Genomic DNA, 12932 nt, shown 5'->3' with positions numbered 1-12932 from the left:
ATGATTTTTCCATAGAAAACCAAGAACTAATTTTATTTTAATAATTGATTGGAATTTAGTAATTTATCAACTTGATCTTCTGCAGCAAAACCATCCTGCCCATCTTCAACCAAACACATATCAATTAAAGTTTCTTTAGAAAGCGATTGGTTCTTTAAATCATCACCATATAAATTAGAGTGTTTGCGGTAAATACGATATAGTTCTGTTACGATCACTTTAAGTACTGCAAAAGCAGGAACACCTAGAATCACACCCGTTACACCAAATATGCGCCCCGCTCCTAACAGAACAATTAAAATTGTAACTGGATGGATTTTTAAATTCGAGCTAAGAATTTGCGGTTGAATAAGTCTTCCTTCAACTAAAGCCTCAATCCCTATAACCAATAAGACCTTTATTAACATAAAAGGAGAGGCAATTAAACCAATAATTATGGCAGGAATAGCGGCAATGACTGACCCAATATAGGGAATGACATTAAGAAAAGTAGCAAGTACTCCTAAAGTAATCGCATAGTCTAGGCCTATAATGGAAAAACCAGCAGCGAAAATCATGCCCACAATAATTGCAACAATAATTTGGCCACGAATATATTGACCAATCTGATAGTGAGATTGATAAATCATAGTCTTAGTCGTTTCTCTATAGCGATCAGGAATATAATAAAGTATTTTAGGGAATAGCTTATAACCTTCTAATAAAAGATAATAAAGTAAGACAGGAATAGTAACTAAGCCGGTTACAACCGTTGAAACCGTACCTATCACGCTACCTAATCCACCAAAAGTCGATGTAATTAGCGGTTGAATTTGCTGGATAAGTCCGTTTAAATCAACACTCCCCTCTTGATTAGCCAGATTAGGAAAGACTTCATTAAAATCAGGTAGTAAAGGAAGCTTGTTAAAAACATCTTGAATTCCTGCTACATATTTAGGTAAATCATTAATAAATGAGCGCGTCTGACTTTGTACTATCGGCACGAGTGTAGCTACACCCCAAGTTACTAATAATGAGAGGCCAATAAAAATTAACCATATTGATAAATGACGGTTTACACCGCGTCTAGAGAGTTTAACCACTAAGGGCGAGAACAGATAGTACATAATGCCCGTTCCAATGAAAGGAAAGGCAAAGAAGTTCAAGAAATCAAAGAGTGGTTGAAATAAATAAGAAATTTGTGTAAAAGCATAGATTGCCAAGACAATTAAAATAAATTTTAATAGCCGAATAACATTGCGATCATTCAAGAATTCTGACTTAAATAAAAACTGATTTAATTTTCGCATCAATACCCTCCTATCCTATATGAATTCATCTCAATCATACCACAAATAGAATTAAAATGATTGGCTTAACTACGATATAAATCTACCCTTATGCTATAATACTTTTGAAGAAGAAAGGAGTCCATCTTATGAAAGAAAAATATTTTTTAGGTGGTTATACCCGTCGAGTTAATGAAGGATTAACATCGATCACTTTTGATTCTCAAAAAGAAACTTTCACAGAAAGAGAGTTAATCGATACAATTCAAAACCCCACCTATCTTGCCCTCTCAAAAGATAATCGCTATTTATTTACAATTGAAAAAGAAGAACCTTTTTCAGGAGTGGCAGTATACAAAAAAAAGCATAATGATACCTGGATTAAAAAAAATTATTTTTATCACACCAAAGCAGCAGGATGTCATCTTTTCTATTTAGATTCTAAAAAAGTCCTCTACCTATCAAACTATCATGAAGGCACTATAGAAATCTATCACTTAAATGATGATGAAATAAAACATATACAGACTGTTACCCACGATGGTTCATCTGTCCATCCTAATCAAACTCAGTCTCGTATCCACTTTACCTCTACTTTCAATCAAGATAAGTTTCTTTATGTTTGTGATTTGGGTAGTGATAAAATTTATGTATATTCCTTAGCTGAGAATGGCTCAATCTCCCATCTTGAGCAATCTTTAAATATTCCAGCTGGAACCGGTCCACGGCATTTAGCAATCCATCCTAATCAGAAATTTATCTACATTATTGGTGAGCTGAATAATACCACGATTTTATGTCATCTAAAACAAAATGGCCATTTAGAGATTATTGAAAGTTATCATAATATTCCAACCGATAGTCACCCAGAAGCCACCGGAGCTGCAATTAGAATTTCAAAAGATGGTAACTTTTTATATGTTTCGACACGCTATCAAGATCAAATTACCCTCTTTGGAGTGGATAAAACTAGCGGTAAGTTAAGCCTTCTACAGAGTATTTCATCATATGGAAAAGTTCCAAGAGATTTCTGCTTATCGCATGATGAAAAATATTTGATTGTGGCTCATCAAGATTCTGATTACCTCACTTTATTTAAGAGAAATTCTGCAAGTGGAATAATTTCTTTAACCGATACAAAAGCTTATGCTCCTGAATGCGTTTGTATATTAGCATTAAATAATAAGTAAATTTCATTAAAAAATATATTCAAAAAGTTAGTGATTAGTTAAAAATCAAAATGATTAGCAGATTCAATAGAATTTGCTAATCATTTTTTTGATAACCTTTTACCTTAATGTCACATACCCAATTTCTTGTCCTTTAGTAACTGAACCGCTAGCAGTAATCTTAAACTCATCGATGACCTCTGAACCATTAACAAAGATAACTAACATCACATTATCCTTACCTGCTGCTTCAATTTCTTGATAATCAACTTCTGAAACAGCAGTGGTTGGTGTTAAGTTTTCCCCTTCATTAACCAAAGTATTAAAAGGCTTACCTTCTAATTCCACCGTATCTAATCCCATATGAAGTAGTAATTCTAAATTTTCTATTTGTATTCCCATCGCATGTTTAGTCGGAAAAACATTCATTAATTTACCCTGAACTGGTGAGTAGATGGTTGATTGACTCGGTTGAATAGCGTAGCCATCTCCCATCATTTTCTGAGAAAAAACTTGATCGTTGACTTCTTCTAAAGGAATTATTTGACCATCACAGACAGCATGTAGGCTGATTTTTTTAGCTTTTTTCTTAAATAACCCAAACATTTTATTCCTCCTCTTGACTTCATTTTATCATATTTCTTCACAGACTCCTATTTTAAGAATTGACCACATAGTGACATTTGTTTAATTGTTAGCTATAATAAGCGAGAAAAAGATCACGAGGTGATATATAGTGCAAAACCTAGAATGGATGGAATTATTAAAAATTATTTTCTTAAGTATTGTTCAAGGAATTACAGAGTGGTTACCCATTTCTTCAACTGGACACTTAATTTTAGTTGAGGAATTTATTCAATTAAATCTCAATCCAAATTTTGTTGAAATGTTTCGAACTGTTGTACAATTTGGTTCAATTTTAGCTGTAGTCGTCCTTTATTTTAATAAACTTAACCCTTTGGATTTTAAAAAGTCTAGCCAAGAAAGAAAAAATATCTGGGTAATTTGGTTTAAAGTTGCTTTTGCTACCCTGCCAGCAGGAGTTCTGGGCCTATTGATCAATGATTACATGGAAGAGTATTTTAATACTCCTTATGTGGTCGCTGCTGCCTTAATCATTTATGGTTTTGCTTTCTTGTGGATTGAAAATAAAAAGCCAGCTCGTCATGCTAAACAAGTTAATACTCTTAAAAAGATTTCTTTCCCTACGGCTTTTAAAACCGGTCTATTTCAGGCCTTGTCTTTAATTCCAGGTACTTCACGGTCGGGGTCAACCATCCTCGGTGGACTTTTATTAGGAATGGAAAGAACAGTTGCGACAGAGTTTTCTTTCTTTATGTCAATACCTGTTATGTTCGGAGCTTCTTTAGTTAAGTTAAAAGACTTTGGCTTTGCTTTTACTAGTGCTGAACTTGTTTACCTCTTGGTAGGTATGTTTGTTGCCTTTCTTGTTTCCTTAATCGTCATCCGTTCACTTCTTAAATTCATCAAAACGAATGACTTTAAACCTTTCGGTTACTACCGTATTATTTTGGGTGCCGTTGTCATTTTGTATTATTTATTTAAGTAATCTAAAAGAAATAAGAGTTGACCCTATAGTGACCCCAAGAAGTTGGACCAGAAAGATGCGTACATGTTATATGTGCTTGTCTTTCTTATTTTATTGTTTTCTAAGCAGCTTGAAGTGATTGGCGATAAGCAAATCGGGCTCATCCAGATCAGGCTTTAAGATACAAAATATATACTTCTAACTTGTTTACGTATAAGGACTTATTTTTATTTCAATTTTATGATTGTTTTTATCTTCTTTTGATTCGCATAAATAATAATTTTTTAAGTTGGTCCATCATACTCAAAGCCAATGGAAGCCCAAAAGCTAGACTTTCGGTCTCACGCTTGGACTTCGGCTTTAAAACTACTCATTAACTAAATTCATAAACGTTTGAATTTAATCAATAAGTTTAAGACCCTCTGGTTTAAGTAGATACAGTTGATGACATACCTCTTTTAAATATAAACGATCATGGGAGACGCTAATAATAGTTCCTGGAAATTCGCTTAAAACTTTCCGTATTTTTGGTTGTGAATTCGGAGAAAAATTTCGCGTCGGCTCATCTAAGAAAAGAAGATTCGCTCTCATCAAATCCATTTTTAAAAATAATAATTTTGCTTTTTGTCCTCCTGATAATTCATTGATAGGGTGAGACATTTCCTCAGGAAGAAAATTCATACTGGCCAAAAAAGTCATTATTTGTGTTAATTCTTCGCTGCTTCCTTCCTTAGCAAGTAATTGAATCGGTGTCAAATTCGTATCAACGAATTCACTATGATTTTGAGGCATATAGGCAGGTATAATTCCTTCTCTATCACCATCTTGATTGAATAAAAGCCACATATGCTTTAAAAGCGTTGATTTGCCCACCCCATTGGCTCCCACAATTCCTATTTTATCCTGTCCTTGAACCGTTAGATTAATGTTTGGTGCTAGTAAACGACCTTCAACCTTTAAATTAAGATTGCTTACCTCCATAATCTTGCGCGAATCAGCAATTGGAATGGAGTGGTTAAAAAATATCTTAATTGGGTCTTCAATTATCACTTGCTGACTTCCTTGTTGATGTTCGCGTTCAAGTCTTTTGCCCAATGACTTAACGGTCTTCATCTTTTTCGCTAGTAGTCGTCCGCTTGCTGAATCCTTAGTATGATTCAAACGATGATGCAAAGCTGACTCAAGCCTTTGTTGACGAGCAAACTTTTTAGCATATATTCTTTCATTTTGCTCAAAGTCTTTTTGCTGACTCGCGATCCTCTTATCACGATATAGAAGATAGTCCTTATAAGCTAATTTCGAAACTGTATGACATGGGTCTTTTCTATGCAACAATCGCTCTAAATGAATAATCGAAGTGGCTGTTGATTGTAGTAGCGATTCATCATGTGAAACAAATAATATTGCTTGTTTACTTTCGCTAATAAATTTTTCTAAATACCTTATTGAATCAATATCTAAATCATTAGATGGTTCATCTAGTAGAACTAAATCCGCTTGCTGAGCTGCTATCCTTAACAGTGATAATTTTATTTTTTCACCACCTGAGAGGGATCTCACTATTTGTTCAGAATGTAGTCGCTCCCAATCAAAACCTATTTTCATTCCAAATTTGATTATTTTATTATAATCCATTAAAAAGGGATCTACCTTTGCGAAAAAGAACTTTTCAATACTTAAACTAAGATCTTCCTCCTTCATTTGTTGAGGGAGGTATGCCATTTGACTGAAAGAATTAATTTTTTCGCCTTTAATAATTAGATAGTTACTAAGTGATTCATCATTCATTAACCACTTTAAGATAGTCGATTTCCCATTACCTTCTTCGCCAATAATCGCTACTTTTTCGCCGGGATGAATAATAAAAGACAAGTCATCAATAATTTTAACGAAATCCTTACGATGGTATAAGCTTAGACTATTTACCTGTAACATAAAAAAACTCCTTTCTACTCTTGTGCCAAAAATCCATTATTAGCAGCTTAGAATAGAATAGAAGTATCCCCTATGTAACATTTGATACTTTCTAAAAAAGTTCACACTAAATAGAAGTCACTTCTACTCATGCTGCTTTCTTAGAAATTGTTCAAATGTAACACTCCTCTTAATAAGTTACTTTAATTAAAGCATATCTTTTTTTAAAATTCAAATTTCACACTCTAAATACTTATACAAAAAGCTTTCCTTAAAAAAATTTAAGAAAAGCTTTGTATATTATCCCATTGCATTCTCTTTGGTAATTTCAGTCACTCCACCCATATAAGGTACCAATACTTCTGGAATTTTAACACTGCCGTCCGCTTGCTGGTAGTTTTCTAGGATGGCTACAACTGTTCGACCAACAGCTAAGCCAGATCCATTCAAGGTGTGAACATAATTCAACTTGCCTTCAGCGTTGCGGTAACGAATCATGGCGCGTCGCGCTTGGAAAGCTTCTGTGTTAGAGCAAGAAGATATTTCTCGATAGGTATCTTGAGCTGGAACCCAAACTTCAATATCATATGTTTTAGCGGCTGAAAAGCCCATATCTCCAGTACAAAGGGTGATTACCCGATAAGGTAGTTTTAAAGCTTGTAAGATACCTTCAGCATCTTTGACCATAAATTCTAATTCTTCATAAGAACTTTCTGGATGGGCAAATTTAACCATTTCAACCTTATGAAATTGGTGCATACGAATCAGACCTCTAGTATCACGACCGGCTGATCCGGCTTCTGATCTAAATGATGGAGACATGGCGGTAAATTTGACCGGTAACTCTTCCATTGCAATTACTTCATCTCGATAGTAGTTGGTTAGAGGAACTTCCGCTGTTGGGATTAAGACAAATTGACGATCATCACTCAACTCAAAAGTATCTTCTTTAAATTTAGGATATTGTCCTGTTCCAAACATTGACTTTTCATTAACTATATAAGGCGGTATAACTTCGGTATAACCATTTCTAGCCGTATGAGTATCTAACATAAAGTTATAAATAGCGCGCTCCAACCTTGCGCCTAACCCCTTATAGAATACAAAGCGTGAACCTGATACTTTGCCTGCTCGTTCAAAATCAAGAATGCCTAAATTCTCTGCAATATCCCAATGATTTAAAGGTTCGAAATCAAAGTCTGTAATCTGACCCCAACGGCGATTTTCAACATTATCTTCTTCATCTTCACCTATTGGTACTGATTCATGAGGTAAATTAGGTAATCCATGTTCAATTTGAGCCAAAGCAATGTCTAGCTGATTTAAAGTCTCATCTAATTCAGCTATTTCTTGCCCTATAACTTGCATGGCTTGAATCTGTTCATCCACATTTCCTTTATTGCGCTTAATAGTGGCAATTTCTTGCGAAACTTTATTACGGACCCCTTTTTTCTCTTCTACTTGAGTTAATAGAGCTCTTCTTTTTTTATCCAACTCTTTAAATTCATTTAAAATTTCTGTTTTTACTCCGCGATGACTTAATTGCTCAACTACTTCATCCATATGGTTTCTCAAATAGCGCCTATCTAACATCTTAATTCCTCCTTTATGTAATAAAAAAGAGACCTCCGTCTATTTGGGACGAAAAGGTCTCTTGTTCCGCGGTACCACCCGTTTTTAAGAATTGATTTAAATTCTTACACTTGTATCATAACGGCGATGACCGGCTTTATTTATGCTTAGCTTTCATAAAGCAGAATGAATACGTGGATTCACTGAATAAGTGATTAGCTCTCATCAACCGCTAACTTTCTGCTTGACCCTTATTTCAGATACTATTCGTACTAACTATTAAATTTATTATATTAAATAGATTTTATTTGTCAAGCTATTACCATTTAAGTCTTTGAGCCTTTTCAGTATCACGATAATGATGTATGGCTTCCAATCCTTCATAGTTCTGTTGTCTTAGAGCTTCATAAATAATAATATTAGCCGTATTAGATAAATTTAAAGAACGAATATGCTGATCATTCATCGGGATTCTTAAAGATTGATCTTTATGAGCTTGCATAAAATCTTCAGGTAGCCCAGTCGTTTCCTTACCAAAGATAAAAAACTGCTCATCAATCGTTGAATCAGCTAAATTAGCTTCGCTATAAACTCTTGGTGCAAATTTAGAAATCAAGTACAATTTACGATTACCTAAAAACTTCATAAAGGCTGGTAAACTGTCATGGTAAGTAATGTCGACATGCTCCCAATAATCTAGCCCTGCTCGTTTAAGCATTTTATCCTCAGTAGAAAAACCAAGCGGTTCAATCAAATGTAAACTAGTATTAGTTCCTGCGCAAGTTCTCGAAATATTGCCAGTATTAGCTGGCATTAGGGGCTCATAAAGTACGATATGGTTTTTCATCGTTTAACTCCTTTTAGACTTTAACTCTTTTTTATTTTTGAGACGTTCAATAGCTTTTTTCATTTCTTTGATGGTTTCTGGTTCAGATTCCTTCTGCAGTTGGTCATAAATCATACTAATCATCGCTTGATTTTTATCTCTTTGGATTACACTAACAGCATAGGCAGCAGTTGCTCGAATCACTGGTCGTGGATCTTTTTCAATTAATTCAAGCAGATGCGGCAAGGCTGTTCGGTCCCGATAATTAGCCAAAGCGATAATTGCATTTCTTTGCAAGGGCTTCTTGCCTCGCCAAGACCCCGCTAAATGTCCAAATTGTCGTTTAAAGGCTCTATTGCTAAGTGATAACATATTCTTTAATATTGGTTTTACTTCGTCTTGGATAGGCTCCATTTCAGGATGAAGATGAAAATCAATGCCCTTGTTATAAGGACATGAAATCTGACAAATATCACAGCCATAAATGACATGAGTCATTTTTCGGCGATAGTCTTCAGCTAAATGACCTTTGGTTTGAGTCTGATAGGATAAACATTTCTGCGCATTCATCTTACCGTCACCAAAAAGAGCTTGAGTAGGACAGGCTGTCACACAACGATAACAATCGCCACAACCATATGTAACCCTTTGATCTGGCATAAAAGGAATGTTCGTGATAATTTCACCTAAATAAACGTAACTGCCAAATTCTTTAGTGACCAGCAAACCATTACGACCTATAAAGCCCAATCCAGCTCTTTCAGCCACAACCACATCAATCAATTCCCCCGTATCAACCATCGGTTTAAAACGAGCATCAGGAATTTCTGCTTGGATAAGATCAATAACCCTTTGCATACGTTCTGATAAAATATGATGGTAGTCTTCCCCCCAAGAAGCACGAGCAAAACTACCACGACGTTCTTCTTTATTAGAAGCTGGTTCCTTTCTAAAGTTACTAGGATAAGCCAAAGCAATCGAAATAATTGATTGGGCCCCTTCAAAGATTTTTTCAGGATAGATTCTCTCCTCAATGATAGGATGTTCAAAACCAGTGGTATGTCCTTTCGCCTTTTGCTCTCTTAAACTTTCCTCTAAATGGTCAAAAGGTTCCGCTGTCGTAAAACCGATCTTATCCACTCCTAAGTCTTTCAGCGTTTTTTTTAAAATGGATTTGACTTTAATAGCCTCTTCTTTTGAGATCAGTTTGTTCAACTCCTATCTAAAAAAAGCACCATAAACGACAAGCGTTTACAGTGCTTCATAATACAAATTTTTACTCTTCTTCTTCGTCTTTAGCACCAATTACTTCAGGTTCTATCACTTCAGTTTCTTCCTCTTCTTCTGGTTCTTCTGTTGGAGCAGAAACTGAAACGATTGTTTCAGTTGAATCTTCTAAGATTTCAACGCCTGCTGGAACTGCTAAGTCAGCAATTGTCTTAGTGTCACCAATTTCCATTCCAGTAACATCAATTTCAAATGAGTTCGGAATAGTGTCTGGTTTAGTTTCGATTTCCACTGTATTAAGTGTTTGTTCCACAATGCCAATTTTAACTGTTTCTTCGTTAATAATGCTTAATGGAACTTCAACAATAATCTTCTGATCAGCAGAGATAGCTTCTAGGTCAACTGAATAGAAAATATCTTTTAAAGCTGCTTTAGAAAAGTCTTTCAAGATTACTTTTTGCGTTTTACCGTCGTAGTTTAAATCAAAAACCGCGTTAGATCCTTCTTTTTTTAGAAGTGATTCGAATTCGCGACGATCAACTAATAAAGAAGTTGCTTCTAATTTTTGTCCATATAAAACTACTGGGATTTTACCTTCACGACGTGCTTGTTTAGAAGCACCGGTACCTGTCTTTGTTCTTAATTCTGCACTAATTGCCATATATAAGAGCTCCTTTATAACTTATTGCATATAGAATGCTAGATTTGCTGTAAATTTTTACACATAAATTATCATATCAAAAACCAGCTCACAATACCAGTGTTTTATGACTAGTCTTAGTGATTTTTCTATATAATTTTCTTTTTTGCCCTTATTCTTTTAAAAAATAACTACAAACTTAATTTATTTATCTTTGGTAGTGGTTTTTCTACTAGTCGTTTTATCTTTTGTTGTTACTTTTTAGCGCTTTTTTTCCTTTTCATAAATATTTGAGGGATTATCTAAATCAATATTTTGTTTATCTTGATTACCTTCTTGAGCAGCCTTAATAAGAGTATAAGTTGACATCTTATAAGCATCACTTGCAATATTTGCTTTATTGGTACTATCACAAGCAGCTAATACAAGAATGGTAATAAGAAATAAACTTACTCTTAAAAATGGGCTTTTTAATTTTCTAAGTTTTCCTTTCTAATTGCTTGTCTTATAACTAGTTAAATCTTAGTCAACCCTTGTGCGATTGTCTAGTCAATCCCCTTATTCTAGCTAGTCTAATTTAAAATAAAAAACAGCCAATCTGGCTGAACTCTCTAAAAAGTATTTTTTTAAAAAATATGAGATTTTTTGCTAAAAATCTTTAGCTTTATTACAAATACCGCCGGAGGGAATCGAACCCCCATCGAAAGAACCGGAATCTTCCGTGATATCCATTACACTACGGCGGCCTAACGATTACCTATTATACCAAACTCAAATTGCTAAAAGCAAGAAATAAGCCAATAAAAAAGGACTAACAATTAATGATGCTAGTCCTATTCTAAAAATAAGATTGTAAAAATTATCCACTATTGGTCCATGATTGAACCTTGTCTAGACCTAAGGTAAATTATTGGTGTGGTTGTGCCATCTGGATGAAGACGCTCAATTAAAATCAAACCTGCGTCATTGGCATAATAGATACGGATTGTATCTCCGTTATTCTTTGCCATCTCTTCAACAAGCAAAACATCAGTATAAATTTCTTGACCAATTGTTAGCGAGTCCACCCTACCAATTACTTTTTTCTTAATTTCTTCTTGATAGCCTGATTTAAAAATTGTTCCTTCACTTATATCTACAGGTAGAATGAGTGAAACATTGTCATCTGAAGCATCAGCGGAATACCTCAGGTCTTCCACCACCGTATAATCATCAAAGTAAGCGAGTTCATATAGACCATCGGGCTTAATTTGATAAACGTAGGCTACGGCTTTTGTATCTGTAAACTCTGCGACTTGAAAAACTCCATTTGCATCAGGCATGAATTCCATGATGATATCTTTAGTAGAGTATTCACTTCCATCTCCCACGTATTGATAATTTAAATAATGCACATAAGGAATGAGTTGCTTAAATAGACCGACATCAGGTAGAGGGTCAAAAACAGCTTCATTACTTGTTTCAAAAATTTCTTGACTAGACGGCTCGTCAGTTTGCTCTATCCCTACTTGCTCTTCTGTCGTTTCCTCTTGGCCGTGAACTATTGCTAAAGGATTTAAATTAAAAACCAGGAAAATGCCTAAAAGAGTTAAGAGCAGGTACATTTTTTGAAATTTACTTTTATTCAAATTCATTCTACCTCCCATGTAATTGTTATTATATCTATAATATATCCTTCTTCAACATAACTATTATATCATAGCTAGTTTAAAGGAGGCTTGAGTTAAAATGGAATATTTAATGAAATTAAGCCTGTAACACGCTAATCTTATGAATTTTTTATGAAGACTCATTTTAAGATGTTATTAATAGCGTTTTCTAAAATCCTTATGATATGCTATAGAGACAAGACGTAAGTTAAAGGAGAGAGAAAAATGACAAATTGTATTTTTTGTAAGATTATCAACGGAGAGGTTCCTAGCGCTAAGGTCTATGAAGATGATGAGGTCTTTGCCTTTTTAGATATCACTCAAGTTACCAAAGGACATACTTTAGTCATACCAAAGAAACATGTTAAAGATATTTTTGAGTATGATCCAGAGTTAGCAAGTACCGTTTTTAGTCGAATTCCGAAAATTGCCGACGCCATTAAAAAAAGCATACCAGGTGTTAAGGGCATGAATATTCTCAATAACAATGGAGAAGTCGCCTATCAATCTGTTTTCCATTCACACATTCACCTGATTCCACGTTATCATAAAGAAGAAGGATTTAAATTACATTTTGAAGACCATTCAGATGGTTACACTCAGGATGAATTTCAGCAATTGGCAGCATCAATTAAACAAACAATAGAAAGTGGCGATTAGTATGAAAAATTTCCCACAAGGTTTTCTAACTGGCTTAGCTCTTGGAGTACTAGCGGGGTTAATGAATGCTAAACAATCTGGTGAGAAAACAAGACATCAACTAAAAAAGACTTATAAAGATTTTAAAGTTGATTTCCAACAAGTTGATCAAGACTATGCCCGTTTTCATTCAGCTATTCAGTCATTGACTGCAGAAGCTAAGCAAACTATGGACTTTATTTCTCATTTAACCAATCAAACTAAACAAAAAGTCATGGATGAAACAGAACCTAGAATAAGAAGAATTAAAGAAAATGTTAAGCAATTAAATGAAGATATTGAGGGAATGTCTTCAGCTAATTTAAACTCATATAAGAATTAAATTCAGGTTTTAATTTATAAAAATTATGATGTTTTTTAGAATTTCTAGCTTATATTATCTTTTCTAATCATTAAGTGTTAAGATATATTTATGCTTA

The 12932-nt window shown here is 34.3% G+C and carries 12 protein-coding genes, 1 tRNA gene and 1 other annotated feature; of the genes, 4 read left to right on the top strand and 9 right to left on the bottom strand.

Annotated elements, in window-relative coordinates; translation table 11 throughout:
- Positions 1 to 32 precede the first annotated feature (32 nt).
- A complete protein-coding gene (locus ACQV2O_RS00295; protein WP_428872946.1) occupies positions 33 to 1289 on the bottom strand; it encodes an AI-2E family transporter in 1257 nt (418 codons plus the stop codon).
- A 128-nt stretch (positions 1290 to 1417) separates the two neighbouring features.
- Between ACQV2O_RS00295 and ACQV2O_RS00290 the strand changes: the two genes are divergently transcribed.
- The gene (locus tag ACQV2O_RS00290; protein WP_428874648.1) at positions 1418 to 2458 is read left to right on the top strand and encodes a lactonase family protein; all 1041 of its coding nucleotides are present in this window, start codon (positions 1418 to 1420) and stop codon (positions 2456 to 2458) included.
- A gap of 99 nt (positions 2459 to 2557) precedes the next feature.
- Here the strand turns inward: ACQV2O_RS00290 and ACQV2O_RS00285 are convergent, their stop codons facing one another.
- Positions 2558 to 3043 carry a PTS sugar transporter subunit IIA gene (locus tag ACQV2O_RS00285; RefSeq protein WP_428874647.1) on the bottom strand — a complete coding sequence of 162 codons (486 nt, stop codon included), beginning with the start codon at positions 3041 to 3043 and terminating at the stop codon, positions 2558 to 2560.
- A 148-nt stretch (positions 3044 to 3191) separates the two neighbouring features.
- On the opposite strand from ACQV2O_RS00285, the gene ACQV2O_RS00280 reads away from it, so the two are divergent.
- The gene (locus tag ACQV2O_RS00280) at positions 3192 to 4007 is read left to right on the top strand and encodes an undecaprenyl-diphosphate phosphatase (RefSeq protein WP_428873012.1); all 816 of its coding nucleotides are present in this window, start codon (positions 3192 to 3194) and stop codon (positions 4005 to 4007) included.
- 378 nt (positions 4008 to 4385) lie between these two features.
- Here the strand turns inward: ACQV2O_RS00280 and ACQV2O_RS00275 are convergent, their stop codons facing one another.
- The 7 genes from ACQV2O_RS00275 to ACQV2O_RS00245 form a co-directional block, all read right to left on the bottom strand.
- Positions 4386 to 5921 carry an ATP-binding cassette domain-containing protein gene (locus tag ACQV2O_RS00275; protein ID WP_428874646.1) on the bottom strand — a complete coding sequence of 512 codons (1536 nt, stop codon included), beginning with the start codon at positions 5919 to 5921 and terminating at the stop codon, positions 4386 to 4388.
- A 279-nt stretch (positions 5922 to 6200) separates the two neighbouring features.
- Positions 6201 to 7493, bottom strand: a complete 1293-nt coding sequence (gene serS, locus ACQV2O_RS00270; protein WP_428872942.1) for a serine--tRNA ligase — start codon at positions 7491 to 7493, stop codon at positions 6201 to 6203.
- Between the two features lie 41 nt (positions 7494 to 7534).
- Positions 7535 to 7758: a binding site (T-box leader), on the bottom strand.
- Positions 7759 to 7791: 33 nt separating this feature from the next.
- Positions 7792 to 8319: a tRNA (uridine(34)/cytosine(34)/5-carboxymethylaminomethyluridine(34)-2'-O)-methyltransferase TrmL gene (trmL, locus tag ACQV2O_RS00265; protein ID WP_428872940.1), complete on the bottom strand. Its 528-nt coding sequence runs from the start codon at positions 8317 to 8319 to the stop codon at positions 7792 to 7794.
- 3 nt (positions 8320 to 8322) lie between these two features.
- On the bottom strand, positions 8323 to 9504 hold the full coding sequence (queG, locus tag ACQV2O_RS00260; protein WP_428874738.1) for a tRNA epoxyqueuosine(34) reductase QueG: 1182 nt from the start codon (positions 9502 to 9504) through the stop codon (positions 8323 to 8325).
- A gap of 70 nt (positions 9505 to 9574) precedes the next feature.
- A complete protein-coding gene (locus tag ACQV2O_RS00255) occupies positions 9575 to 10186 on the bottom strand; it encodes a 50S ribosomal protein L25 (RefSeq protein WP_428872939.1) in 612 nt (203 codons plus the stop codon).
- Positions 10187 to 10839: 653 nt separating this feature from the next.
- Positions 10840 to 10911, bottom strand: a tRNA-Arg gene (locus ACQV2O_RS00250).
- A gap of 120 nt (positions 10912 to 11031) precedes the next feature.
- Positions 11032 to 11799: a hypothetical protein gene (locus ACQV2O_RS00245; protein ID WP_428874645.1), complete on the bottom strand. Its 768-nt coding sequence runs from the start codon at positions 11797 to 11799 to the stop codon at positions 11032 to 11034.
- Between the two features lie 240 nt (positions 11800 to 12039).
- On the opposite strand from ACQV2O_RS00245, the gene ACQV2O_RS00240 reads away from it, so the two are divergent.
- Entirely contained in the window at positions 12040 to 12474 is a 435-nt protein-coding gene (locus tag ACQV2O_RS00240; RefSeq protein WP_428874644.1) for an HIT family protein, read from the top strand.
- Position 12475: 1 nt separating this feature from the next.
- Complete coding sequence (locus ACQV2O_RS00235; RefSeq protein ID WP_428872935.1) at positions 12476 to 12835, top strand: YtxH domain-containing protein; 360 nt, start codon at positions 12476 to 12478, stop codon at positions 12833 to 12835.
- The last annotated feature ends 97 nt before the right edge of the window (positions 12836 to 12932 follow it).

It is taken from the genome of Facklamia sp. P13055, assembly GCF_050409445.1.
Taxonomy (GTDB): Bacteria; Bacillota; Bacilli; order Lactobacillales; family Aerococcaceae; genus Facklamia.
The sequence above is the reverse complement of the archived record's forward strand: the minus strand, read 5'-3'. Positions and strand labels throughout refer to the sequence as shown.